The organism is Rhodoblastus acidophilus, from assembly GCF_900187365.1.
Taxonomy (GTDB): domain Bacteria; phylum Pseudomonadota; class Alphaproteobacteria; order Rhizobiales; family Beijerinckiaceae; genus Rhodoblastus; species Rhodoblastus acidophilus.
Genome location: NZ_FYDG01000005.1, coordinates 104,938 through 130,615, shown reverse-complemented (window position 1 = coordinate 130,615; position 25,678 = coordinate 104,938). Strand labels below are relative to the sequence as shown.

Below are 25,678 nucleotides of genomic sequence, written 5' to 3'. Positions count from 1 at the left end.
TGGCCCCGTGCGCGTCCTGCGCACGGGGCTTTTTCATGCCGTTCGAACGGGTTGGCGCGGCCGACGCATTGAGCTTTGCCGATCGAACGCCTAAATGGGGACGGCAAGGGAGTTCCGCCATGAGCCAGACGACGCCTGTCGAAACCGTTCTCGATCGCCGGCAGTTGCGCCGCAAATTGACGCGCTGGCGCCTCGCCGCGCTGGCCCTCGCCGTCGTCGCGCTGCTGGTCGCCGCCGGCCGCTTCGCCGGGGACGCCGGCCATTTGGCGCCCCATATCGCCCGGCTCGAAATCAACGGCCTGATCACCGGCGACCGCGACACGCTGAAGCTGATCAAGTCGATCGACGAGTCGAGCGCGACCGCCGTTCTGGTTCAGGTCTCAAGCCCCGGCGGCACGGTAACCGGCTCGGAACATATTTATGACGAGCTGCGCCGCCTCGCGCAGAAGAAGCCGGTGGTGGCGGTGGTCGACACCATGGCGGCCTCCGGCGGATATATTGTCGCGCTCGGCGCCGATCATATCGTGGCCGACGGCAATTCGCTGATCGGCTCGATTGGCGTGCTGTTCCAGATCCCCAATGTCGCCAAATTGCTCGATACGATCGGGGTCAAGGTCGAGACGATCAAGTCCTCGCCGCTCAAGGCGGCTCCCAACGGGCTGGAGCCGACCAGCGAGGCGGCCAAGGCCGCCGTCGACGCCCTGGTGGCCGACAGCTATTCCTGGTTCAAGTCCGTCGTGAAGGAGCGTCGCGGCCTCGACGACGCCCAATTGGCCGCCGTGTCCGACGGCCGGGTCTTCACCGGGCGCCAGGGCAAGGATTTGAAACTGATCGACGAATTCGGCGGCGAGCGCGAAGCTCTGGCCTGGTTGGAGCGCGAGCGCGGAATCGCCAAGGGGCTGCCCGTAAAGGAATGGAAGAAGAACGCCGTCGGCAAGCCGTTCAATCTGTTCAGCGCGGCGGGGGCGCTGTTAGGCGCCGCCGGAGTGGAGCCGTTGGAGCGGTTCGCGTCGCAGATGGAGAATGTGCAGGGACAAGCAACACTTGACGGGCTATTGGCGATTTGGCACGTTGGCCGAGACCAATAGCGATGATCGCGCGATCTGGTTGTTATCGGGATAACTTCCGTGATTAAATCCGAACTTGTTCAACGCATTGCCGACCGCAATCCTCATTTATATCTTCGCGATGTCGAAAATATCGTCAACGCGATTCTGGACGAAGTGACCGACGCGCTCGCCCGCGGCGACCGGGTTGAATTGCGCGGTTTCGGGGCCTTTTCCGTGAAAAAGAGGGACGCCCGGATCGGGCGGAACCCCCGAACCGGCGACCATGTTGAAGTCGACGAGAAGTTCGTGCCGTTTTTCAAGACCGGCAAGGAACTGCGCGAGCGGCTGAACGATTCGTCGGAAGCCTGATGCTGCTGAGTTGGAGAATTGGCGATGCGTGCGGTCTTGCGTTTCCTTATCCTCGCGCCCTTCGCTGTGTTGCTGCTGGGGTTTTCGCTGGCGAACCGGAGTCCGGTCCCCGTTTCCACAGATCCGTTCAACCTGCCTGACCTTCCGTTGCCCACCTTCGCCGTCCCGCTCTACCTTCTGGTGGTCGGCGCGATGATGGTGGGCGTGGTGCTCGGCGGGTCGTCGACCTGGGTGCGGCAGGGGCGGCACCGCAAGGCGGCGCGGGAAGCCTCGCGCAAGTGGGCGGCGTTGCGGGCCGAGAACGAAGCCCTGCGCAACCAGATGACTCCGGCCGCGCCGGGAACGCCCGCTCTGCCGGTCTCCCGCCCGAAAAACTGACGTCGCCATGCCGCTGACCGTCAAGATTTGCGGCGTGACGACGCATGAAGCTCTCGCCGCCGCGCTCGATGCGGGCGCGGATATGATCGGCTTTGTGTTTTTCCCGAAAAGCCCGCGCCATCTGTCGCTGGCGGCTGCGGGCGAAGTGTCGCGGCGGGTCGAGGGCAGGGCGCAGACAGTGGCGTTGCTGGTCAATCCTGAGGACGGGCAGATCGACGCGGTGGTGCGGGCGATGCGGCCGGATTGGCTGCAATTGCACGGCGCGGAGACGCCCGATCGCGTCGCCGACATCCGCAAGACCTTTGGCGTCCCGATTCTCAAGGCTTTCGGCGTGGCCGATTCCGACGATCTCGCGGGTGCGGAAACTTATCGGGGCGTGGCCGACCGGCTGTTGCTCGACGCCAAGCCGCCGAAAAACGGCCTCTTGCCCGGTGGCAACGGCCTGGCCTTCGATTGGACGCTGGTCAGGGATTTTTCGCCGGGCGCGCCCTGGATGCTTTCGGGCGGATTGACGCCGGACAATGTCGGCGAGGCCGTCCGTCTGACCGGGACGCCGGGCGTGGACGTCTCGTCCGGGGTCGAGGATGGTCCGGGCCAAAAATCCCTCGCCAAGATCCGGGCGTTCGTCGCCGCGGCGCGGCTTGCGCAAGATCAGCTTGGCCTGGCGACCGGAAGCGTTTAAGACAGCCGCTTCCAATCGAGCAGAGTCCCATGACCGTTCTTGCATCCAATTCGCTGCGGCAAGGCCCCGATGCGCGGGGGCATTTTGGCATATTCGGCGGCCGCTTCGTCGCGGAAACGCTGATGCCCCTGATCCTGTCCCTGGAGGAGGCCTACGAGGCCGCGCGGCGCGATCCGGCCTATCATGCCGAACTGCGGGGCCTGCTCACCCATTATGTCGGTCGGCCCAGCCCGCTGTATTTCGCGGAACGGATGACCGAGCATCTCGGCGGCGCCAAAATCTATTTCAAGCGCGAGGAGCTCAACCACACCGGCGCGCACAAGATCAATAACGTGCTCGGCCAGATCCTGCTGGCCCGCCGCATGGGCAAGTCGCGCATCATCGCCGAGACCGGCGCGGGACAGCACGGCGTCGCCACCGCCACCGCCTGCGCGCGCTTCGGCCTGGAATGTATCGTCTATATGGGCGCCGTCGATGTCGAGCGGCAAAAGCCCAACGTGTTCCGCATGAACATGCTCGGGGCCAAGGTGGTCCCGGTCCAGTCGGGCGCCCGCACGCTGAAGGACGCCATGAACGAGGCGCTGCGCGACTGGGTGACCAATGTCGACAACACGTTCTATTGCATCGGCACCGCCGCCGGCCCGCATCCTTACCCGGCGATGGTGCGCGATTTCCAATGCGTGATCGGCGACGAAACCAAGCAGCAGATGCTGGAGCTTGAGGGGCGTCTGCCCGACAGCGCCTTCGCCTGCATCGGCGGCGGCTCCAACGCCATCGGCCTGTTCCATCCCTTCCTCGACGACGCCAGCGTCGCGCTTTACGGCGTCGAGGCGGCCGGGCATGGCCTGGAGGTCGAGAACGGCCATGCGGCGTCGCTGGCCGGCGGCCGTCCCGGCGTGCTGCACGGCAACCGCACCTATCTGCTGATGGACGACGACGGCCAGATTCTCGAGGGCCATTCGATCTCCGCCGGCCTCGACTATCCCGGCATCGGTCCCGAACATTCCTGGCTGAAGGAAACGGGGCGCGTGACCTATCTGTCGGCGACCGACAAGGAGGCGCTCGCCGCCTTCCAGTTGTGCGCGCGGCTCGAGGGGATCATTCCCGCGCTGGAGCCGGCCCACGCCCTGGCCAGGATCATCGAGATCGCGCCGAAAATGCCCAGGGACCATCTGATGGTGCTCGGTCTGTCCGGACGCGGCGACAAGGATCTGTTCCAGGTGGCGGACCATCTCGGGGGCATGTGAACCGCCGCTGCGTCACACCGTCCATTTGCAAGGCTTCCGCACTGTGCTAACCGGCAAGGCCATGACTTCTCGCATCGACAAAAGATTTGCGCAGTGCCGCGCGGAAAAACGCGCCGCGCTCGTCACGTTCATCATGGCCGGCGATCCCGACGCCGCGCTGTCGCTGGATATTCTCAAGGCCCTGCCGAAGTCCGGCGCCGACATTATCGAGGTCGGCATGCCGTTTTCCGACCCGATGGCCGACGGTCCCGCCATCCAGGCCGCCGGCCTGCGGGCGATGCGCGCCGGCATGACGCTCAAGGGCGTGTTGGCGCAGGTGGAGGCGTTTCGCCGCGACGACGCCGACACGCCGATCGTGCTGATGGGCTATTACAATCCGATCTACGTCTACGGCGTCGATCGCTTCCTCGCCGATGCGAAAGCCGCCGGGGTGGACGGGCTGATCGTGGTCGATCTGCCGCCCGAGGAAGACGTGGAATTGTGCCTTCCGGCGCTGCGCGCCGGCGTGAGCTTCATCCGGCTGGCGACGCCGACGACGGACGACCGTCGTCTGCCCGCCGTGCTCGCGAACACGTCGGGCTTTGTCTATTACGTGTCCGTCACCGGGGTGACGGGCCAGAAGCGGCCCGATTATTCCAAGGTCGCCACGGCGGTGCGGCGGATCAAGGCCCATACGGATCTTCCGGTCGCGGTCGGGTTCGGCGTCAAGGACGCGGCGGCGGCGGCGGAAATCGGCGCCAACGCCGATGCGGTCGTGGTCGGCTCCGCCATCATCGACGCGCTGGCGCGCACGCTCGACGCGGACAATCGCGGCGGCCCGGCCGCGGTCGCGGCGGTCAGCAAACTGGTGAACGAACTCGCCGCCGGCGTGGCCTCGGCGCGGCGCTGAGCAGGAGACGATGTCATGAACTGGATTTCCAACGTCGTTCCTCCGAAGATCCGCTCGATCCTCAAGCGTGAAACGCCGGAAAACCTCTGGGTCAAATGCCCCGAGAGCGGCGAACTGGTGTTCCACAAGGATCTGGAAGCCAATCTCTTCGTGGTGCCCGGTTCGGGCTATCACATGCGCATTCCCGCCAAGGCGCGCCTCGACGCCCTGTTCGACGACGGCCTCTACGAGAGCCTGCCCTTGCCGGAGGCGCCGGCCGATCCGCTCAAATTCCGCGACGTCAAACGCTATACGGATCGCATCAAGGACTACCGGCTGAAAACCGGCTCCTATGACGCCATCAGGCTCGCCGCCGGCGCCGTGCAGGGCCTGGAGATGACCGTCGCGGTTCAGGACTTCGACTTTCTCGGGGGATCGCTGGGCATGGCGGCCGGCGAGGCCATCGTCTCCGGCATGATGCGGGCGGTCGAGCACAAGACGCCGTTCGTGATTTTCACCGCCTCGGGCGGCGCGCGCATGCAGGAGGGCATGTTCTCGCTGATGCAGATGCCCCGCACCACCGTGGCGGTGCAGCGGCTCAAGCAGGCCAAGCTGCCGTATATTGTCGTGCTGACCAATCCGACCACGGGCGGCGTCACCGCCTCCTACGCCATGCTGGGCGACCTGCATCTGGCCGAGCCCGGCGCGGTGATCGGCTTCGCCGGCGCCCGCGTGATCGAGCAGACCATTCGCGAGCGCCTGCCGGAAGGGTTCCAGCGCTCCGAATACCTGCTCAAGCATGGCATGGTCGACATGGTCGTGCCGCGTTCGGAGATGCGGGAGACGCTCGCCCGCGTCTGCCGCCTGTTGTTGAAGGTTCCCGCCGAAGCGGCCTGATGTCTCCAACGGATCCGATTCTCGCGCGCCTGCTCGATCTGCATCCCAAGAAGATCGATCTGGCGCTCGATCGCATGCACCGTTTGCTCGCCGCCCTCGGCGATCCGCAGCGGCGGCTGCCGGCGGTCATCCATGTCGCCGGCACCAACGGCAAGGGCTCGACCGTCGCTTTCATGCGGGCGACGCTCGAAGCGGCGGGCCTGGGCGTTCATGTCTATACCTCGCCCCATCTGGTGCGCTTCAACGAGCGCATCCGGCTGGCGGATCGCGCGGGAGGGAGACTTGTCTCCGACGCGGTCTTGAGCGCGGCGTTCGACGCGGTGGAGACCGCCAACGCCGGGGCGCCCATCACCTTTTTCGAAGCGACCACGGCGGCCGCTTTCAAGCTGTTCTCCGAGCATCCCGCCGACGTGCTGCTGCTGGAGGTCGGGCTGGGCGGGCGCCTTGACGCCACCAATGTGATCGACGCGCCGGCCTGCGCGGTGATCACGCCGATCTCGCGGGATCATGTCGAATTCCTCGGCGACAGCCTGGAGGCGATCGCGCGGGAAAAGGCGGGCATTCTCAAGCGCGGCGCGCCGGCGGTGTTTTCCGCGCAGGACGCGGCCGCGCAGGCGGCGCTGGAGCAGGAGGCGGCGCGCCTGGGCGTGCGGCCCCGCATTTTCGGCCAGGACTATCTGTCGCGCCGCGAGGGCGGCCGGCTGATCTATGAGGACGCGTCGGGCCTGCTCGACCTGCCCTTGCCGCGCCTGCCGGGCGCGCATCAGACGGTCAACGCCGGCGCCGCCCTGGCCGCCGTGCGCGCCGTCTTCCCCGACCTCGCGCCGCAGGCTTTCGAGCAGGGGATGACCCGCGCCGAATGGCCGGCGCGGCTGCAAAATCTCGGCGGCGGCCGCCTCGCCGGTCTCTTGCCGAGGGGCGCCGAGATCTGGCTCGACGGCGGTCACAACGAGGCGGGCGCCAAGGCGTTGGCGCAGGCGATGGCGGAACGGGCCGCCGTGCTGCCGCTGCCGCTCGTGCTGATCTATGGCGCGCTCAAGACCAAGAGCCCCGAAGCGTTCTTGCGGCAATTCGCCGGACTCGCCGCGCAGGTTCTCGTCGTTCCGCTCCATGGCGACCAGGCGTCCTGGCCGCCGGAGGAGATTGTGGCGGTCGCGGGCCGGATCGGGCTGGCCGCGCGAACCGAACCCGACGCCGTCGGCGCCCTGCGCAGTCTGGCGAGGGATGAGCGCGCGCCGCCGCTGCGCGTGCTGATCGCCGGGTCGCTTTATCTGAGCGGAGACGTGCTGGCGGCCAACGCCACGCCGCCGGTCTGACCGGGGCCGATCAGCTTGCGCGCCGTGTCGTCAGGCCGCGCCGATACCCTTCAAGCTCCTCGCCGAGCGCAGTGATCTTGGTCAGCATGTCCTTGCGCAGGCGTTCCGCGCTGGCCGGATATTCCTCCAGCGCCCGCAGGAATATGGCGCGGGAAATCCGCAGCACCGACGAGCTTTGCCGCGCGATGGCGGTGAATGGCCGCTTGGTGGGGACGAGCAAGGCGGTTTCGCCGAGCAGGTCGCCATCCTTGACCATTCGGAAGCCGGAATCGGCGCCTTCGACGCCATCGAGCGTCACGGTTCCCGTCAACAGCAGATAGCCGCAATCGGCGATGTCGCCCTGCCGGAACAGGATGTCGCCCGCGCGCAATTGGCGGGTTTCCGCCGCGAAGGCGATCAAACGCAGGGCGCCGGGATCGAGCTTGGCGAAAATGGGCAGGCGGGTGAGGATGTCGATGATGTCGTCTGCGGACATGGGAGACCTATCGGGCCAAAAGCGCGGTCCAAGTATGCTGTCTTGAACTACACGGTTTCAGAACGAGAGGCGATACCCTCCGACGTCGGTGACGAGAATCTTGGCGTTGGTCGGATCGACTTCGATCTTCTGCCGCAGGCGGTAGATATGGGTTTCCAGCGTGTGGGTGGTGACATTGGCGTTATAGCCCCACACCTCCCGCAGCAGTTCGTCGCGCGAGACGACGCCGCCCTTGGCGCGGTTGAGATATTGCAGGATCGCCGTCTCCTTTTCGGTCAGCTTCAGTTTCGCGCCGCTCTTGGCCACCAGCAGTTTCGAGCCGGGGTGAAACGTGTAGGAGGCGATCTGGAAGCTCGCGTCGTCGCTGAACTCGTGCTGGCGCATATGCGCCCGGATGCGCGCCAACAGGATCGAGAAGCGGAACGGCTTGCTGACGTAATCATTGGCGCCGGAATCGAGGCCGCGCACGACGTCATGTTCGGAATCCTGACCCGTCAGCAGGATCACCGGCTTCTGGAAGCCGGCGGCGCGCAATTGCTTGATGACGTCGCGCCCGTCGCCGTCGGGCAGGCCGATGTCCATGATGATGAGGTCGATCGGATGTTCCTTGATGACCGCGAGGCCCGACTTCACATCCGAGGCCTCAAAAGCCTGGAACTCGCTGTGAATGCTGAGCTGTTCGAGGAGGGAGAGCCGCAGATGCGCGTCATCGTCAACGATCAAGATCGAACGGACTTGCGACATGAAAAATCCTGTGTTCGGCTTGGATCAAGCTGCACCTACGGGCGAACCTGTGATCTTGAAAAAATCTACGCTTTCATCTGGGCCTCGTCAAAACCGCGCGCCAGAGCGGAACGCCAGTTCTCCACGAAAATTCCGCTCCGTTTTTGTCCGGAGGCTTCCCGGACCGCCCGGCGCTCCGCCGCGCGGCCTGTTGCGAATCGGCGCGACCGAGGTTCCCTGCGCGCTCGGCCGCGGCGGCGTCGGCGTGAAACGCCGCGAGGGCGACGGCGTGACGCCGCTCGGCCGCTTCGCTTTGCTCGGCTGGCTGCGGCGGCCCGACCGCTGGCCCCTTGGCTGGGCGGGCGCCCGCCCGCTGGCGCCGGGCGACGGCTGGTGCGACGACCCCGCCGCGCGCGCCTACAATCGGCCGATTCGCTTGCCGACGCCGGACGGCGCCGAGCGGCTGTGGCGCGACGATGGACTCTACGACGTCATCGGCGTGGTGGATTACAATCTGAAGCCGCGCGTGCGCGGGCGCGGCAGCGCGATCTTTTTTCATCTCGCCCATGACGATCTGCGGCCCACCGCCGGCTGCGTCGCCGTGCGGCCGCAGGACATGCGCCGCCTTCAGGCCCGCCTGCAGGCGAGCCTGCTCGGGCCGGTCGTCCTGGTGATCGGTGCGGGCGGGCGGCCTCAACGCGAACCGAAAATGGCTGAGCCGACGCGGACATGGGTGGCGCCGAGCTGGATCGCCTGTTCGAAATCGGCGCTCATGCCCATCGAGAGCTTTTGCAGCCCGAGATCGTGGGCGAGCCGATGCAGCAGCGCGAAATGCGGCGCCACCGGCCGATCGAACGGCGGGATGCACATCAGGCCTTCGATCTTCAGCCCGAGATCGTGACGGCAGGCGTTGACCAGCGCGGGCAGGTCCTCGACGGACACGCCGGCCTTCTGGCTCTCCGCGCCGGTGTTGACCTGAATGAAGCAGGGGACGACCTTGTTTTTCTTCTGGCATTGCTCGGCGATCGCAGCGGCGATCTTCAGCCGGTCCACGGTCTGGATCACGTCGAACAGATCCACCGCCTGCTCGGCCTTATTGGATTGCAGCGGACCGATCAGGTGCAGTTCGACATCCGGGAATTGTTCGCGCAAAGCGGGCCATTTGCCGGCCGCCTCCTGCACGCGGTTTTCGCCGAACACCCGCTGGCCCGCGCGCAGGGCGGGCAGAATCGCCTCGGCCTCGAACGTCTTGGAGACGCAGACCAGATCGACCTCGGCGGGATCGCGGCCGAAATCCGCGCAGGCCCGCGCGATGGCGTGGCGCACCTGTTCCAGATTGCCGGAAACCTGCTTGCCGGGGACCTCATCCGCCGTCACGTTCTCACCCACTTCCGGCTCCTTTTCGCTGTCGCTTGCGTTGCGGGACCCTAGGCGGAAGTCGCGCCGGCGCCAATCCGTTCCACGCCGTCGCGTCGCCGCAGGCTCGCAGCCAAATCCATTGACCCGCGCGGCGAAATCATGCTCATTGCCCGCAGCCTGGAATCCCCGTTTAAAGAGCCGAAGTTCGATGCGCCCTGACCGTTACAATCCCCACGAATCCGAGCCGAAATGGCAAAAGGCGTGGTCGGAGAAACAAACTTTTCTCACGCGCAACGACGATGACCGGCCGAAATATTATGTGTTGGAAATGTTCCCCTATCCGTCGGGGCGCATCCACATGGGCCATGTCCGAAACTACGCCATGGGCGATGTCGTCGCCCGCGTCATGCGCGCGCGCGGCCATAACGTGCTGCACCCGATGGGATGGGACGCGTTCGGCATGCCCGCCGAAAACGCCGCGCGCCTGAACCGCTCGCATCCCGGCGTATGGACCTACGCCAATATCGCGACCATGCGGAAGCAGTTGCAGAGCATGGGCCTGTCGATCGACTGGTCGCGCGAGGTCGCCACCTGCGACCCCAGCTATTACCGCCACCAGCAGGCCATGTTCCTGGACATGCTCGACAAGGGCCTGATCTATCGCAAGAACGCCAAGGTCAACTGGGACCCGGTCGATCAGACCGTGCTGGCCAATGAGCAGGTGATCGACGGACGCGGCTGGCGCTCCGGCGCGCTGGTCGAGCAGCGCGAACTGACGCAATGGTTCTTCAAGATCACCGAATTCGCCGAGGATCTGCTGACCTCGCTCGACACGCTCGACCGCTGGCCGGAAAAAGTCCGGCTGATGCAGAAGAACTGGATCGGCCGCTCCGAAGGCGCGCTGGTCAAGTTCGACGTCGCCGGCCCGCAGGCGGTCAAGACGCTCGAAGTGTTCACCACCCGCCCCGACACCCTGTTTGGCGCGCGCTTCCTGGCTTTGTCACCCGACCATCCGTTCGCCGCCGAACTGGCGCGGACGAATCCGGCCTTGCAGGAGTTCATCGAGGAATGCCGCCGCATCGGCACCTCCAGCGCCGCGCTGGAGACGGCGGAAAAGAAGGGTTTTGACACCGGCGTCCGGGTCAAGCATCCGTTCGATGGGGAATGGACCCTGCCGGTCTATGTCGCCAATTTCGTGCTGATGGATTACGGCACCGGCGCGATTTTCGGCTGTCCCGCCCATGACCAGCGCGACCTCGATTTCGCCCGCAAATATGATCTGGGCTGGACCATTGTGGTGCGTCCCGAGGACGCCGATCCCCAATTCGTCGTGGACGAGATCGCCTATGACGGCGACGGCCGCATGGTCAATTCGCGCTTCCTCGATGGCATGACCCCCGCCGAGGCGCGCGAGGAGGTGGTGCGCCGCCTCGAAACCGAAACGGTGGACGGCGCGCCGCGCGCCAAGCGCAAGGTCAATTTCAAGCTGCGCGACTGGGGCATTTCGCGCCAGCGTTATTGGGGCTGCCCGATCCCGATCATTCATTGCGAGGCCTGCGGCGTCGTGCCGGCGCCGCGCGAAACCCTGCCGATCGAGCTGCCGCCGGACGTCACCTTCGACCAGCCCGGCAATCCGCTCGACCGCCATCCCAGCTGGCGCAATACGACCTGCCCGAAATGCGGCAAGCCGGCTGTGCGCGAAACCGACACGATGGACACGTTCGTCGATTCGTCCTGGTATTTCGCGCGCTTCACCGATCCGTGGAACGCCAACGCCCCGACCGACAAGGCGGTGGTGGATCGCTGGCTGCCGGTCGATCAATATATCGGCGGCATCGAGCACGCGATCCTGCATCTTCTGTATGCCCGCTTCTTCACCCGCGCCATGCGCGCCACCGGCCATGTCGGCCTGAGCGAGCCGTTCGCCGGCCTGTTCACCCAGGGCATGGTGGTGCACGAGACCTACAAATCGGCCGATGGCGCGTGGATGTCGCCGTCGGAAATCCGCTTCGACGCGGAAGGGCCGGCGCGCCGCGCCTTCGCTTTGGACGACGGGCGGCCGGTCGAGATCGGCGCCATCGAGAAAATGTCGAAGTCCAAGCGCAACACGGTCGATCCCGACGACATCATCGCCACCTATGGCGCCGACACCGCGCGCTGGTTCATGCTGTCCGATTCGCCGCCCGACCGCGACGTGATCTGGACCGAGGACGGCGTTCAGGCCGCCGGCAAGTTCGTGCAGCGGCTGTGGCGCCTGATCGGCGAGATCGCCGACATGTCCGAGGGCGTGGCGGAGGTTTCCGCCTATGGCGACAAGGCGAACGCGATTCGCAAGGTCGCCCACGCGACCCTGGCCAAGGCGGAGGAGGATCTCGCCCGTCTCCGCTTCAACCGCTGCGTCGCCCATATCTACGATCTCGCCAACCAGCTGGGATCGCTGCTGGCGAATGTCGAGGAGACGCCGGAAAACGACGTGCGCTGCGCCTTCCGCGAGGCGGGGAAAATCCTGGTTCACCTGTTCGCGCCGATGATGCCGCATCTGGGCGAGGAATGCTGGGCGGAGCTGGGCGGCGACAAGTTGGTGGCGGAAACGCCCTGGCCGGTCGCGGATCGTTCTCTTATCGTCGAGGATGTGATAACTCTGCCTGTGCAGGTGAACGGCAAGAAGCGCACCGAACTGACGATTGGCCGCGACGCCAGCCCGTCGGAGATCGAGGCCGCGACACTGGCGCTGGAGGCCATCCAGCGCGCCTGCGAGGGACGGAAGCCGAAGAAGATCATCGTCATCCCGCAGAGGATCATCAATGTCGTCGTCTAATCGCGCAAATGCCCGGAGAGCGGTCGCCCTGACCGCGATTCTGGGCGCCTCTCTGCTGCTTGGCGGATGCGTCCAGCCGCTCTACATGTCGAGCGCGGTCGGCGGCGGCGCGGTCGGCGACGAATTGCAGACGATCAAGGTGGAGCCGATCCCCGACCGTCTCGGGCATTATTTGACGAACGAGCTGATCTCGCAGTTGAACGGCTCCGGCTCCAACGTCCCGCCCAAATATCGGCTGGTCGTCACGCTGAACGAACGGGTATCGACCCCGACCGTCAACACATTCACCGGACAGGCCGAGGCCGGCGCCATCACCGTGGACGCCTCCTACCAGCTGTTCCCGGTGGCGGGCGGGACCGACAAGCCGATGGCGAGCGGCAGCGTGTCGCAATTCGTCGCTTACGACCGGACATCGCAGCGGCTGAGCAACGTGCGCGCCGCGCGCGACGCCGAAATCCGCAATGCGCGGACCATCGCGGAGCAAATCCGCACCCGGGTCGCGATCGCCCTGACGAAGTGATTCGCCATGGTCGCGATCACCAACAGCGAGGCTGACGATTTCGTCGCCGCGCCGCCGGCGCGCTATTTCATCCTGCTGCTGTTCGGCTCCGATCGCGGCCTGGTGGCCGAGCGGCTGGCGCTGGCCAGCCGTCATTTCATGGGCGAGGCGCGGGGCCAGAAAATTCAGCTGTCGGGCGACGCCGTCGCCGCCGAGCCGTTGGTTCTGGTCGACGAAGCCAATTCCATCGACATGTTCGACCGCGCCCAGCGCGTGATCTGCGTCAGCGTCGGCGGCAAGTCGATTCTGCCCGCGCTGGAGATGATCGCCAAGGCGCCGCCGCAGAATTGCCTGATCCTGCTGGAGGCCGGCGATCTCCGCCGCGACGCGCCGCTGCGCAAATGGGTGGAGGCGCAGGCCTTCGCCGCCTCCATCGAATGCCGCCCGGACGAGCCGCGCAGCCTGCTGCGGCTGGTCGAGAAGGAACTGGCGGCGGCGGGACGCGAGATCGAGCCGAGCGCGCGCGACGCCCTGCTGGGCGTGCTCGGCGAGGATCGCATCGCCACCCGCAACGAGATCGAAAAGCTGCTGCTGTTCACCCATGGCCAGGACGAGATCCGTCTCTCCGACGTTCAGGCGATCTGCTACGATCCGAACCTGTCGCAAATGGATGCGGTGATCGACGGTTTCTTTTCGCGGGAACGGTCGGCCATGCTCGACCTGCTGCTCGGCGCGCATCTCTCCGGCGCCGATCCGACCGCGCTGCTGCTGGCGATGATGCGCCATGTGCTGGCCATGCACCGCAGCTTCGGCCTCAACAACGTCAATGACGCGCTGCAGACGTTTTTGCGCGGGACCGGCGGCTACAGCCGCAAGGCCGAACTGACGCGTCAGCTGAAAAGCGTCGCGCCCGGCGAGGCGCTCGAATTGATCCGGACGTTGCAGGGGTTCACGCAAGCGACGCGGCAAAGCCCGACGCTTTTCAATCAGCGTCTGGTCCGGCTGTTGCTGTCGCGATCCAACCGGCGCGACCGCGCGGCGCGGTGAGCCTGTTTATCTGGGCGCGCGTTTCGCCAGAATGCGCTGCAGGGTGCGGCGGTGCATGTTCAGGCGCCGCGCCGTCTCCGAGACATTGCGGTCGCACAGTTCGAAGATGCGCTGGATATGCTCCCAGCGCACGCGCTCGGCCGACATCGGATTGGCCGGCGCTTCGCCCGCCGAATTGGAGGTGGAATTGATCAGGGCCGAGAAAATCTCGTCGCCGTCGGTCGGCTTGGCGAGATAGTCGAATGCGCCCAGCTTGACGGCCAGCACGGCGGAGGAAATATTGCCGTAGCCGGTCAGGATCACCCCGCGCGCCTCGGGCCGCCGCGTCTTCAACTCGCCGATGACGTCGAGGCCGTTGCCGTCCCCGAGGCGCATGTCGATGATGGCGAAGGCGGGCGGCGCCGATTGCACGGCGCTCATGCCTTCGGCGACCGTTTCGGCGCAAGTGACCACGAAGCCTCGCGCTGTCATCGCTTTCGCCAGACGGTTGAGGAAGGGCTTGTCATCGTCGACAATCAGGAGCGTCTTGTCTTTTTCAAACAGAAGCGCTGCTTCGCTGACCTCGGTTTTATTCACGGTGTCCACGGCTTCCGTCATTCCTTTTTCAGACGAAGGCATTCGATACGTCACCCTTGACCTAAAATCAAACACATTGCCCAAACTGTGATCGAACAAAGAAATTGATTTATGTCAAGCTAAACACTTGGTTGTTCGAACCGGGCCCGGCTCCATTCCAGGGCGACGCGCGCCCCGCCATTGCGGGCGTTCGAGAAGGAAACGCTGGCGCCGGACCGCTCCAGCAGCGTCTTGGCGATGAACACGCCCAGACCCAGGCCGGCTCTGTCCTTGATGTTGCCGCCGCGCGCCGAACTGCGCACCAGATAGGGCTCGCCGAGCTGATCGATCAGATCGACGGGGAAGCCCGGGCCATCGTCGGTGATGGCGATCTTCACTTTTTCGTGATCCCAGCTCGCGTCGATCGTCACGGCGGCGCGGGCGAAATCCGTCGCATTGTCAATGAAGTTGCCGATGCCGTAGATCACCGTCGGGCTGCAGTCGGAGCGGGGTTCGTCGCCCTCGCCCGCCAACGCGATCTTGATCGCCGCCGCGCCCTGCTGATAGGGCGAGGCGATCTGCTCCAGCAGCAGGCTCAGCTTGGTCCGCGTGAACGGTTCGTTGTCGTCTTCTTCGAGCGAGGTCAGCTTGCCGAGAATGTCGCGGCAGCGGCGCGCCTCCTGCTCCAGCAGACCGAGATCCTCCTTGATCTCCTGCGGGACATCGGCGCGCTTCAGCTCATGGGTGACGAGCGAAATGGTCGCCAGCGGCGTGCCGAGTTCATGCGCCGCCGCCGCCGCCAGCCCGTCGAGCCGGGAGAGATGGTTCTCGCGTTCCAGAACCAGCTCGGCGGCGGCCAGCGCCTGGCTCAGGGTGCGATATTCGTTGGCGACGCGCGAGACATAGACCGAGATGAACAGGCTGGACACGATGATCGCGGCCCACAGCCCGTCCTGATACAGCTGCGGCAGCGAAAAGCTGACGCCGCCGTGCCAGGGCAGCGGGCGGTGCGCGAGGCACAGCAAGGTCACGCAGATGGCCGAGGCCAGCACCACGCTGATGATGTGCTTGAACCGCAGCGACACCGCCGAAATGGTCACCGGCGCCAGGATCAGGATCGCGAAGGGATTTTCCAGTCCGCCGGTGACATAGAGCAGGGCGCTCAACTGAATCACGTCGAAGATCAGAAATCCCGCCGCGCTGAACTCGGACAGCCGCAAGTGCCGGGGCGCGAACAGCGTCGCCAGCAGGTTGGCGGCCGCCAGCACGCCCACCAGGCTCAGGCAGGCGGTGACGTCGAGCGAGAAGCCCAGCACGAAGGCGGTGACGAGGATCGTCGCCGCCTGCCCGGCGACGGCGAGCCAACGCAATTTGACCAGCGTATCCATACGGATATGACGCGCATTCTGGCCGAATTGGACGCCATCGCTCGGAAGTTGCATCCTCGCCCCTCCGAAGTTGAAACCGCGCAATATTCTACGAGGCATTGCCGAACCCAGGGTTTAATCCTTGGCGCGCACCGCGCGCTTGCGATCATTGGGGTCGAGAAAGACTTTGCGCAAGCGGATTGATTTCGGCGTGACCTCGACGAGTTCGTCGTCTTCGATATAGGCCAGCGATTTCTCCAGCGTCATCCGGATCGGCGGCGTCAGCTTGACCGCGTCGTCCTTGCCGGCGGCGCGGACGTTGGTCAGCTTCTTGCCCTTGAGAACGTTCACCTCAAGATCGTTTTCGCGGGTGTGCTGGCCGATGATCATGCCGCCATAGACCTTCCAGCCCGGCTCGATCATCATCGGGCCGCGATCCTCGAGGTTCCACATGGCGTAGGCGACGGCTTCGCCGGCGTCGTTGGAGATCAGCACGCCGTTGCGCCGGCCCTGAATGTCGCCCTTGTAGGGCGCATAGGAATGGAACAGGCGGTTCATGATCGCGGTGCCGCGCGTGTCGGTCAAAAGCTCGCCCTGATAGCCGATCAGGCCGCGCGTCGGGGCATGGAACACCAGACGCAGGCGGTTGCCGCCGGAGGGGCGCATTTCCACCATATCCGCCTTGCGCTCGGACATTTTCTGCACGACGACGCCGGAAAATTCCTCGTCGACGTCGATCACCACTTCCTCGACCGGTTCGAGGCGGGTTCCGTTCTCGTCTTTCTGGAACACGACGCGCGGGCGGGAAATGCCCAGCTCGAAGCCTTCGCGGCGCATGTTCTCGATCAGGATCGCCAGCTGCAATTCGCCGCGGCCGGACACGACGAAGGAGTCGGAGCCGGGGGAGTCCTCGACGCGCAGCGCCACATTGCCCTCGGCCTCCTTCATCAGGCGGTCGCGGATGACGCGGCTGGTGACCTTGTCGCCCTCGGTGCCGGCGAGCGGGGAATCGTTGACGAGGAAGGTCATCGACAGCGTCGGCGGGTCGATCGGCTGGGCCTGCAGCGGCTCGGTCACTTCCGGCGCGACCAGCGTATCGGCGACGTTGAATTTCGCCAGACCGGCGATGGCGACGATGTCGCCGGCGTCGGCTTCCTCGATCGGCTGGCGCTCGATGCCGCGGAAGGCGAGAATTTTCGAGACGCGCCCGCTTTCAACCAGATTGCCCTGGCGGTCGAGAACCTTGACGGCCTGGTTGGTCTTGACGGCGCCGGAAAAGATGCGGCCGGTGATGATGCGGCCAAGGTAAGGATTGGCCTCGATCAGCGTGCCGAGCATGCGCAAAGCGCCGTCTTCGACCGGCGGCGGCGAAACGTGCCTCAGCACGAGGTCGAACAGCGGGCCCATGCCCTCTTGCGGGCCGGCGGGATCGTCGGCCATCCAGCCGTTCTTGCCGGACCCGTAGAGGATCGGAAAATCGAGCTGTTCGTCGGTGGCGTCGAGCGCGGCGAACAGGTCGAACACCTCGTTGATGACCTCGCTGGCGCGGGCGTCGGGCTTGTCGACCTTGTTGATGGCCACGATCGGCTTCAGGCCGATCTTCAGCGCCTTGCCCACCACGAATTTGGTCTGCGGCATCGGCCCTTCGGCGGCGTCCACCAGCACGATGGCGCCGTCCACCATCGACAGGATGCGCTCGACCTCGCCGCCGAAATCGGCGTGCCCGGGGGTGTCGACGATGTTGATGCGCGTGTCTTTCCACACCACCGAGGTCGCCTTGGCGAGAATGGTGATGCCGCGTTCCTTTTCGATGTCGTTCGAATCCATCACGCGCTCGGCGACGCGCTGGTTCTCTCGGAAGGCGCCGGACTGGCGAAGCAATTGATCGACCAGCGTGGTCTTGCCATGGTCGACGTGGGCGATGATGGCGATGTTGCGGAGATTCATGGGCGCCTTGATGTGTGGTCGATCTTGAAAAGCGGCCGCGCGCGCCGCGCCGCCGCGATGTCATTCTCGCCAATGATGACGCGGCGATGACGAAGGGCGGCGGTGAAGCGAGGCGGGAAGTCGCGCCTGCTCTAACTGAAAAACCCGACAATTGCAAAAGCGCGCTTCATGAGCGTGCGGCCGCGTCCGCGACGGCGCGGCGGCGGTCCTTGATCGCCAGGCGCGCCTGTTCCACCGCCAGGGTCAGGCCCGCGAGTTGATGCCCGTCCAGTTTGGGGATTTGTCCGCTCGCCAGCGTGTTCGTCAGGATTTCGTCGATTTGCAGTTCGAGTTGGCGCAAGGCGTCCATGTCCTGGGCTTCGCGCGCCGTCTTGAGAATTCCCAGCGCCTGTTCCAGCAAATGGTCGAATTGTTCGTAGCCGCGCACCGTCGTGCGGCTGAGCAGGGTGGCGCCGAGCGAGGCCATAAGGCTGACGGCCATGGCGCCAAGGTAGATCGCGTCGCTGTAGCGGTCGAGAAAGCTTTCCTCCTCGTCGTCGATGAAGGCGGCGGCGCCCGGATGGGTCGGCAGCGCCTCGTCCTTGTCGGTTTCCGGCGTTTCGATGGCGTTGGCCACGCGCGCTTTCGCGGCCACGGCGGCGCGATGCGCCAGCGTCTGCCGCACCAGTTCGCCCACCACGGTGTTGGCGAGGTCGTTGGACGCCACCAGCCGCAGCGTCACCCCGATCGTGTCGACATTTTCCGGCGGCAGCGAGGGGCCGCCGCCAAAGGCGCCGCGCAGCAGCGCGGTCGCCTCAAGCCCCCGGTCCTTCTTGGCCATGGCCGCCGCGTCGCCAATGGCGAGAAAGGACGGAACCCCCTCGCGCGCCAGCGCGCGCACCACTTGCAGCATATGCGGGGAGTCGAAACGCCCCAGCGCCACAACGGCGTCGATCTCCCCCTTGGCGAGCCGATCGGAGAGTTCGGCGGGTTCGACCGTCTTGCGGGGCAGCGTTTGCGCGGGGAGGGCGAATTGCTGCTCCACGGCGTCGAGCAGAGCGCCCGCGCCTTCGTCGCCGGCCTCCACCGCAACGGAAACCACGCGTTTGCCATTGAGATCCGCGACGCTGGCGACGCCGGAGCCGCGGGGCGCGACAACGACGAGGATCTGATGTTCGAGGATCAGCGCCGTCGCCGCATTGGGCGGCGGCGTGGCGTCCGACCGGATCACGGCGAGATCGACGCCGCCGTCCTCAATCGCCTTCGCCGCCGCGCGCATGTCCGCGACGGGAATCACGCGCAGGCGCATGTCGGTATGGTCGCGCGTGAATTCCTGATTCAGCGCGGCGAGCAGCTTTTGCGACTCGCCGCCTTTCGCCACAGCGACGCGCAGGACGGTCGGCCGCTCGATGAAATAGAGGCCGAACACCGTCAGAGCGATCAGCAAGGCGCCGATCGAGACCGCCAGCGAAAGAGAGCGCCGCATCTTCCGTCCCATGAAAGGCGAACGCGTCCAGCGCGGGATTCAAACGCCGGCGCTGAGGAAAATCAGGACGTTTTCCGGTCCCGCTTCGCCAAGGTCCGCAATCGTAGCGCGTTGAGCTTGATGAAGCCAGCGGCGTCGCGATGGTCATAGGCGACAGCCCCTTCCTCGAACGTGACCAGCTCCTGATCGTAGAGCGACCAGGGGCTCTCGCGGCCGACCACGGTGGCGCTGCCCTTGTAGAGCTTGACGCGCACGCGGCCCGTCACTTTCTCCTGGCTCTTGTCGATCATCGCCTGCAACATCTCGCGCTCCGGCGAGAACCAGAAGCCGTTATAGATCAGCTCTGCGTATTTCGGCATCAGCTCATCCTTGAGATGCGCCGCGCCGCGGTCGAGCGTGATCGATTCCATGCCGCGATGGGCGAAATAGAGGATGGTGCCGCCGGGGGTCTCGTACATGCCGCGCGACTTCATGCCGACGAAGCGGTTTTCCACCAGATCGAGGCGGCCGATGCCGTTGTCGCGGCCGAGCGCGTTCAGGCGGGTCAGCAACTGGGCCGGGGACAGCTTCTCGCCGTCGATGCCGACCGCGTCGCCCTTCTCGAACTCGACCCAGATATAGGTCGGCTTGTCCGGCGCGTCTTCCGGCGACACCGTGCGGGAATAGACGTAATCGGGGGTCTCCTGCGCCGGATCCTCCAGCACCTTGCCCTCGGACGAGGTGTGCAGCAGGTTGGCGTCGGTCGAGAACGGCGATTCGCCGCGCTTGTCCTTGGCGATCGGAATCTGGTGCTTTTCGGCGAATTCGATCAGCGCGGTGCGCGAGGCGAGGTTCCATTCGCGCCAGGGCGCGATCACGTTGATGTCCGGCTCCAGCGCATAATAGGAAAGCTCGAAGCGCACCTGGTCGTTGCCCTTGCCGGTCGCGCCGTGGCAGACGGCGTCGGCGCCGACTTTGCGCGCGATTTCGATCTGGCGCTTGGAGATCAGCGGGCGGGCGATCGAGGTGCCCAGCAGGTACAGGCCCTCATATTGCGCATTGGCGCGGAACATCGGGAAGACATAGTCGCGCACGAATTCTTCGCGCAGATCCTCGATGAAAATGTTTTCCGGCTTGATGCCGAGCAGTTCGGCCTTCTTGCGCGCCGGCTCCAGCTCCTCGCCCTGGCCGAGATCGGCGGTGAAGGTCACGACTTCGCAGCCATAGGTGGTCTGCAGCCATTTGAGGATGATGGAGGTGTCGAGGCCGCCGGAATAGGCGAGGACGACCTTCTTGATCTCTTTCTTGGACATTTTGCACTCGCGGAAAATTTGGGCGCGACTATAGGCGCGCCGCCGTGCGGCGCAACCTTTCTCGGCGATTTTTCGGCGTCAGATTTCCGCGTTGAAGGCGGCCAGCGCCGCCGCATTGACGATCTCGGAATCCTTGCCGCCCAGTTGCACGATCTGCACCGATTTGTCCAAGCCGACCAGCATCGGCCCGATCACCATGGCGCCGCCCAGCTCCACCAGCATTTTGGTGGAGATCGACGCGGCGTGGAACGCCGGCATGATCAGCACATTGGCGGTGTCGGTGAGGCGGCAGAACGGATAGAGCGACATCGCCTCCTTGTTCAGCGCCACATCGGCCGCCATTTCGCCGTCATATTCGAAATCGACATGACGCTGGTCGAGGATGTGGACGGCCTCCTTCACGCGCAAGGTGCGGTGGCCCGGCGGATGGCCGAAATTGGAGAAGGCCAGCATGGCCACGCGCGGCTCGTAGCCGAGACGCCGGGCGAAGCCGGCGGCCTCGATGGCGATCTCCGCGAGATCGAGGGCCTCCGGCATTTCGGTGATGGCGGTGTCGGCGACGATGATCGGCCGGCCGCGCGCCAGAACCAGCGACACGCCAATCAGCCGGTGGCCGGGCTTCTGGTCAATGACGCGCGAGACTTCCTCCAGCGTGCTGGAGAAATTGCGGGTCACGCCGGTCACCATGGCGTCGGCGTCGCCGGCGGCGACCATCGAAGCCGCGTAATGGTTGCGGTCGTTGTTGATCAGGCGCTGGCAGTCGCGGAACAGCAGGCCCTTGCGCTGCAGCCGCTCGTAGAGCATCTGCGCATAAGCGGCGTTGCGGTGGGAAATGCGGGCGTTGTGGATTTCGATCAGCTTGTCGTCGAGTTCGACGCCGATGCGCTGCGCCACTTCGGCGATCAGATCCTCGCGCCCGACCAGAATCGCCGTGCCGAGGCCCTGGTTGACATAGGCGCTGGCGGCGCGGATGACCTGCTCCTCCTCGCCTTCGGCGAACACCACGCGCTTGGGATTGCGCTTCACCCGGTCGATGATGCCCTGCATCACGCCGGCGACGGGGTCGCGGCGGGCGGAGAGCTGCGCCCGGTAGGCGCCCATATCGACCAGGGGATGGCGGGCGACGCCCGATTCCATGGCGGCGCGCGCCACGGCGGACGGCACCACCGAGATCAGGCGGGGATCGAACGGGGCGGGAATCAGATATTCGCGGCCAAAGCGCGGGCGCGCGCCCTGATAGGCGCGGGCGACGTCGTCGGGCACGTCCTCGCGGGCAAGCTGCGCCAGCGCATGAACCGCAGCGATCTTCATTTCCATGTTGATCGTGCTGGCGCGCACGTCGAGCGCGCCGCGGAAAATATAGGGGAAGCCGAGGACGTTATTGACCTGGTTGGGATAGTCCGACCGCCCGGTGGCGACGATGGCGTCGGGCCGCACGGCATGGGCGTCCTCCGGCGCGATTTCCGGGTCGGGATTGGCCATGGCGAAAATGATGGGATCGGGCGCCATGGTCTTGACCATTTCGGGCGTCAGCGCGCCCTTGGCCGACAGGCCGAAGAAAATGTCGGCGCCGGCGACCGCCTCGGCCAAAGTGCGCTTGTCGGTGGCGACCGCATGGGCCGATTTCCACTGGTTCATGCCGTCGACGCGGCCGCGATAGACCACGCCCTTGGTGTCGCACAAAGTGACGTTCTCGGGGGCGAAGCCCATGGCCTTGATGAGATCGAGGCAGGCGATGCCCGCCGCGCCGGCGCCGTTGCACACCAGCTTGGTCTTCTTGATGTCGCGGCCGGTGAGATAGATGGCGTTGATCATGCCGGCGGCGGCGATGATCGCGGTGCCGTGCTGGTCGTCGTGGAACACGGGAATGTCCATCAGTTCCCGCAGCCGCTCCTCGATGATGAAACATTCCGGCGCCTTGATGTCCTCAAGGTTGATGCCGCCGAACGAGGGGCCGAGATAGCGCACGGAATTGATGAATTCCTCGACGTCCTCGGTGCCCACTTCGAGATCGATCGAATCGACGTCGGCGAACCGCTTGAACAGCACCGCCTTGCCTTCCATCACCGGCTTGGACGCGAGCGCGCCGAGATTGCCCAGGCCCAGAATGGCCGTGCCATTGGTGATGACCGCGACCAGATTGCCCTTGATGGTGTAGTCATAGGCGCGCGAGGGATCCTCGGCGATGGCCTTGACGGGGACCGCGACGCCCGGCGAATAGGCCAGCGACAGGTCGCGCTGGGTCGCCATCGGCTTGGTCGGCGCAATCTGAAACTTCCCAGGCCGCCCCTTGGAGTGGAACTGCAACGCTTCCTGATCGGTAAAGGTCGGGCGTTTCGGGCGGACGGGCTTGGTGTCGGACATTCTTCGATCTCTGTTGGTGGACGCGCGGACCTTAGCCGCGCGCCGCGAAATGACAAGCCGTCGTTTGGATAAGGATCTAAAGTTGGGTCGCCGGGCCGGTCGGGGCTGAAATTTCGTTGGAAAAGCCGTTTCGCGCCTGATTACGTCCGTCGGCTTTGCTAGTTTCCCCGGCGAGAGGGGGGCTTATGCCGCGCAACAGTGAAAATGCAAATCCAACCGGCGAGGACCTCGACGGCGGCAAGGCCAAAGGCGCGGACTCGCGGGTCACGCCGATGATGGCGCAATATCTCGACATCAAGCGCGGCCATCCCGATTGCCTGCTGTTCTACCGCATGGGCGATTTTTACGAATTGTTCTTCGAGGACGCCCGGAAAGCCTCGGAGACCCTGGGCATCGTGCTGACCAAGCGCGGCAAGCATCTGGGCGAGGACATTCCCATGTGCGGCGTGCCGATCGAACGGTCGGACGATTATCTGCACAAGCTGATCGCCTGCGGCCATCGCGTCGCCGTGTGCGAGCAGACCGAGGACCCGGCCGAGGCGCGCAAACGCGGCGGCAAGTCGGTCGTCCAGCGCGCGGTCGTCCGTCTGGTCACGCCGGGCACCCTGACCGAGGAGCGGCTGCTGGAGCCGGGGCGCGCCAACCTGCTGGTCGCCCTGGTGCGGCAAAGGGACAAGGCCGACGCCGCGCTGTTCGGCCTCGCCGCCGTCGATATTTCGACCGGCGCCTTCGATGTTTACGTCACCGAAACCGGCGCGCTCGGCGCGCTGCTGGCGCGGCTGGAGCCGCGCGAGATCGTCGCGGCCGAAACGCTGCTGGCCGATTCCGTCCTGCGCGCGCGGCTGGAGGAGGGCGGCGCCGCGATCACCCCGCTGAACGAAAAGGCGTTTTTCGGCCGGGCGGCGGAGAAGAAGCTGCTGGATTATTACGGTCTGGGCACGCTCGACGGCCTCGGGCCGCTGAGCCATCTGGAGATCGACGCCGCCGGCCTGTGCCTCGCCTATATCGAGCGCACCCAGTTCGCGTCAAAACCCCGGCTCAACCGGCCCAGCCGCGTCGAAACCCGCGCCGCCATGGAGATCGACGCCGCCACCCGCGTCAATCTCGAACTGGCGCGCAGCCAGTCGGGCCAGCGCCAGGGAACCCTGCTGTGGGCGCTGGACCGCACGGTCAGTTCGGCCGGGGCGCGCACCCTGGCGGAATGGCTCGCCGCGCCGCTGCGCGACATTGAAAAAATCGCCCTGCGCCAGGACGCAGCGGCGTTTTTCCTCGACGATCCGCTGTTGCGCGCCGACCTGCGCCGCGACCTGCGGGCGGCGCCGGACATGACCCGCGCTTTGGGGCGGCTCGCGCTCGATCGCGGCGGCCCGCGCGATCTGGCGGCGCTGCGCGACGGCCTGTTCGCGGCGAGACAATGCGGCGTGGCGCTGGCGCAAAAAGATCCGCCGTTCCTGCTGGCCAAGGCCGCCGAATTTTTAGCGGAGATCGACACCGCCTTGCCGCAGCGCCTCGCCGTGGCGTTGGGCGAGGATCTGCCGCTCGACCGCCGCGCCGGCAATTTTGTCGCCGCCGGCTATGACCAGCCGCTCGACGACGCCCGCGCCCTGCGCGACGAAAGCCGCCGCGTGATCGCCTCCATGCAGGGCATGTATTGCGAGAAAGCGGAAACCCGTGCGCTAAAAATCAAGCACAACAATTTTCTGGGCTATTTCATCGAGGTCAATCAGGCGCAGGGCGAAAAGCTGCTCAAACCGCCGTTCAACGCCGAATTCATCCACCGGCAGACCATGGCCGACGCCATGCGCTTTTCGACGGCGGAACTGTCGCAGCTCGAAAGCCGCATCACCAACGCCGCCGACGAGGCGCTGGCGATCGAGGCGCGCATTTTCTCGGAGCTGGTCGCCGCCGCGCTCGGCCAGTCGGCCGAGCTGGAGGCGACGGCTGCGGCGCTGGCGGCGCTCGACGTGCTGACCGCCTTGGCCGAAACCGCCGCCGACGCCGGCTGGATTCGGCCCCGTGTTGACAACAGTCTCGCCTTTCAGATCGAGGCGGGGCGCCATCCGGTGGTCGAAGCGGCGCTCAAGGCGCGCGGCGAGCCGTTCGTGCCCAACGATTGCGATCTCGGCGGGGCGCTTGGCGGCAAAAACAAGGACAGCGGCGGCAAGCTCGCGGTGATCACCGGCCCGAACATGGCGGGTAAATCGACCTTCCTGCGCCAGAACGCGCTGATCGCCATTCTCGCGCAGATCGGCTCGTTCGTGCCGGCCAAGAGCGCCCATATCGGCGTGGTGGACCGGCTGTTCTCCCGCGTCGGCGCCTCCGACGATCTCGCGCGCGGGCGGTCGACCTTCATGGTCGAAATGGTGGAAACCGCCGCCATCCTCAATCAGGCGACGGAAAAATCGCTGGTCATTCTCGACGAGATCGGGCGCGGCACCGCCACCTATGACGGCCTGTCGATCGCCTGGGCGGTGATGGAGCATCTGCACGAAACCAACCGCTCCCGCGCTTTGTTCGCCACCCATTTCCACGAACTCACCCATTTGCGGCAGAAACTGCCGCGCCTCGTCAATCTGTGCATGCGCGTCTCTGATTGGCGCGGCGAGGTCGTCTTCCTGCATGAGGTCGCGCAGGGCGCCGCCGACCGCTCCTATGGCGTGCAGGTGGCCAGTCTGGCGGGATTGCCGGTCGCCGTGGTCGAACGCGCCCGCCAAATCCTCGGGGAGCTGGAGCTGAACGATTTGCGCACGCCGGTCGAGCGTCTGGTGGCCGATCTGCCGCTGTTCGCGCCGGCGCCGCCGCCCCCGCCGGCAAAACGCGGCGACGCGCTGCGCGAAGCTTTGGCGGCGCTCGACCCCGATGACATGACGCCGCGCCAGGCGCTGGAGGCTTTGTTCGCGCTCAAGCGCGCCGCCGAAAGCTGAGGCTAGGCGTGGACAACCAGGTGTCGTAACGTTAACC

21 protein-coding genes and 1 pseudogene are annotated in these 25,678 nt (G+C 65.7%); 13 read left to right on the top strand and 9 right to left on the bottom strand.

Features of this window, described 5'->3' with window-relative positions:
- Nucleotides 1-119 precede the first annotated feature (119 nt).
- From sppA to CFB24_RS12220, 8 genes are all read left to right on the top strand, one after another.
- Nucleotides 120-1,088, top strand: a complete 969-nt coding sequence (gene sppA / locus CFB24_RS12255) for a signal peptide peptidase SppA (protein WP_088520899.1) — start codon at nt 120-122, stop codon at nt 1,086-1,088.
- Between the two features lie 39 nt (nt 1,089-1,127).
- A complete protein-coding gene (ihfB, locus tag CFB24_RS12250) occupies nt 1,128-1,418 on the top strand; it encodes an integration host factor subunit beta (protein WP_088520898.1) in 291 nt (96 codons plus the stop codon).
- A 24-nt stretch (nt 1,419-1,442) separates the two neighbouring features.
- Complete coding sequence (locus tag CFB24_RS12245; protein WP_088520897.1) at nt 1,443-1,796, top strand: lipopolysaccharide assembly protein LapA domain-containing protein; 354 nt, start codon at nt 1,443-1,445, stop codon at nt 1,794-1,796.
- A 7-nt stretch (nt 1,797-1,803) separates the two neighbouring features.
- Nucleotides 1,804-2,478 (top strand): phosphoribosylanthranilate isomerase, encoded by a 675-nt coding sequence (locus tag CFB24_RS12240; protein ID WP_088520896.1) that lies wholly within the window; start codon nt 1,804-1,806, stop codon nt 2,476-2,478.
- A gap of 29 nt (nt 2,479-2,507) precedes the next feature.
- Complete coding sequence (trpB, locus tag CFB24_RS12235) at nt 2,508-3,725, top strand: tryptophan synthase subunit beta (RefSeq protein WP_088520895.1); 1,218 nt, start codon at nt 2,508-2,510, stop codon at nt 3,723-3,725.
- 61 nt (nt 3,726-3,786) lie between these two features.
- Entirely contained in the window at nt 3,787-4,614 is an 828-nt protein-coding gene (gene trpA, locus CFB24_RS12230) for a tryptophan synthase subunit alpha (protein ID WP_088520894.1), read from the top strand.
- A 15-nt stretch (nt 4,615-4,629) separates the two neighbouring features.
- The gene (gene accD / locus CFB24_RS12225) at nt 4,630-5,490 is read left to right on the top strand and encodes an acetyl-CoA carboxylase, carboxyltransferase subunit beta (protein WP_088520893.1); all 861 of its coding nucleotides are present in this window, start codon (nt 4,630-4,632) and stop codon (nt 5,488-5,490) included.
- On the top strand, nt 5,490-6,806 hold the full coding sequence (locus CFB24_RS12220) for a bifunctional folylpolyglutamate synthase/dihydrofolate synthase (RefSeq protein ID WP_088520892.1): 1,317 nt from the start codon (nt 5,490-5,492) through the stop codon (nt 6,804-6,806). The genes accD and CFB24_RS12220 overlap by 1 nt, the downstream gene beginning before the upstream one ends.
- A 10-nt stretch (nt 6,807-6,816) precedes the next feature.
- Here CFB24_RS12220 and CFB24_RS12215 read toward each other — a convergent pair whose 3' ends face one another.
- Nucleotides 6,817-7,281, bottom strand: coding sequence for a cyclic nucleotide-binding domain-containing protein (locus CFB24_RS12215; protein WP_088520891.1), 465 nt, complete (start codon nt 7,279-7,281; stop codon nt 6,817-6,819).
- Between the two features lie 57 nt (nt 7,282-7,338).
- Nucleotides 7,339-8,025 carry a response regulator transcription factor gene (locus CFB24_RS12210; RefSeq protein WP_088520890.1) on the bottom strand — a complete coding sequence of 229 codons (687 nt, stop codon included), beginning with the start codon at nt 8,023-8,025 and terminating at the stop codon, nt 7,339-7,341.
- On the opposite strand from CFB24_RS12210, the pseudogene CFB24_RS12205 reads away from it, so the two are divergent.
- A pseudogene (locus CFB24_RS12205) lies at nt 7,949-8,635 on the top strand (L,D-transpeptidase family protein); the annotation flags it as partial. The gene CFB24_RS12210 and the pseudogene CFB24_RS12205 overlap by 77 nt on opposite strands.
- Nucleotides 8,636-8,697: 62 nt before the next feature.
- On the opposite strand, the gene CFB24_RS12200 reads toward CFB24_RS12205, so the two are convergent.
- Complete coding sequence (locus tag CFB24_RS12200; RefSeq protein WP_244593159.1) at nt 8,698-9,393, bottom strand: YggS family pyridoxal phosphate-dependent enzyme; 696 nt, start codon at nt 9,391-9,393, stop codon at nt 8,698-8,700.
- Between the two features lie 178 nt (nt 9,394-9,571).
- Here CFB24_RS12200 and leuS point away from each other — a divergent pair, with 178 nt between their 5' ends.
- Genes leuS through holA form a run of 3 tightly spaced genes read left to right on the top strand, consistent with a single transcriptional unit; the run spans nt 9,572 to nt 13,727 of the window.
- A complete protein-coding gene (gene leuS, locus CFB24_RS12195) occupies nt 9,572-12,181 on the top strand; it encodes a leucine--tRNA ligase (RefSeq protein ID WP_088520889.1) in 2,610 nt (869 codons plus the stop codon).
- Nucleotides 12,168-12,701, top strand: coding sequence for an LPS assembly lipoprotein LptE (lptE, locus tag CFB24_RS12190; protein WP_088520888.1), 534 nt, complete (start codon nt 12,168-12,170; stop codon nt 12,699-12,701). The genes leuS and lptE overlap by 14 nt, the downstream gene beginning before the upstream one ends.
- A gap of 6 nt (nt 12,702-12,707) precedes the next feature.
- On the top strand, nt 12,708-13,727 hold the full coding sequence (gene holA, locus CFB24_RS12185) for a DNA polymerase III subunit delta (RefSeq protein ID WP_088520887.1): 1,020 nt from the start codon (nt 12,708-12,710) through the stop codon (nt 13,725-13,727).
- Between the two features lie 6 nt (nt 13,728-13,733).
- Here the strand turns inward: holA and CFB24_RS12180 are convergent, their stop codons facing one another.
- The 6 genes from CFB24_RS12180 to CFB24_RS12155 form a co-directional block, all read right to left on the bottom strand.
- Nucleotides 13,734-14,324, bottom strand: a complete 591-nt coding sequence (locus CFB24_RS12180; RefSeq protein ID WP_088520886.1) for an ActR/PrrA/RegA family redox response regulator transcription factor — start codon at nt 14,322-14,324, stop codon at nt 13,734-13,736.
- Between the two features lie 98 nt (nt 14,325-14,422).
- Complete coding sequence (locus CFB24_RS12175) at nt 14,423-15,724, bottom strand: ActS/PrrB/RegB family redox-sensitive histidine kinase (protein WP_088520885.1); 1,302 nt, start codon at nt 15,722-15,724, stop codon at nt 14,423-14,425.
- A 60-nt stretch (nt 15,725-15,784) separates the two neighbouring features.
- On the bottom strand, nt 15,785-17,596 hold the full coding sequence (gene typA, locus CFB24_RS12170; RefSeq protein ID WP_088520884.1) for a translational GTPase TypA: 1,812 nt from the start codon (nt 17,594-17,596) through the stop codon (nt 15,785-15,787).
- 166 nt (nt 17,597-17,762) lie between these two features.
- Entirely contained in the window at nt 17,763-19,061 is a 1,299-nt protein-coding gene (locus CFB24_RS12165; protein WP_158255191.1) for a type 2 periplasmic-binding domain-containing protein, read from the bottom strand.
- A 62-nt stretch (nt 19,062-19,123) separates the two neighbouring features.
- Nucleotides 19,124-20,353 carry an argininosuccinate synthase gene (locus CFB24_RS12160; RefSeq protein WP_088520882.1) on the bottom strand — a complete coding sequence of 410 codons (1,230 nt, stop codon included), beginning with the start codon at nt 20,351-20,353 and terminating at the stop codon, nt 19,124-19,126.
- Between the two features lie 78 nt (nt 20,354-20,431).
- A complete protein-coding gene (locus CFB24_RS12155) occupies nt 20,432-22,717 on the bottom strand; it encodes an NADP-dependent malic enzyme (protein WP_088520881.1) in 2,286 nt (761 codons plus the stop codon).
- Between the two features lie 185 nt (nt 22,718-22,902).
- Here CFB24_RS12155 and mutS point away from each other — a divergent pair, with 185 nt between their 5' ends.
- Nucleotides 22,903-25,641 carry a DNA mismatch repair protein MutS gene (mutS, locus tag CFB24_RS12150; protein ID WP_425332082.1) on the top strand — a complete coding sequence of 913 codons (2,739 nt, stop codon included), beginning with the start codon at nt 22,903-22,905 and terminating at the stop codon, nt 25,639-25,641.
- Nucleotides 25,642-25,678: the final 37 nt, after the last annotated feature.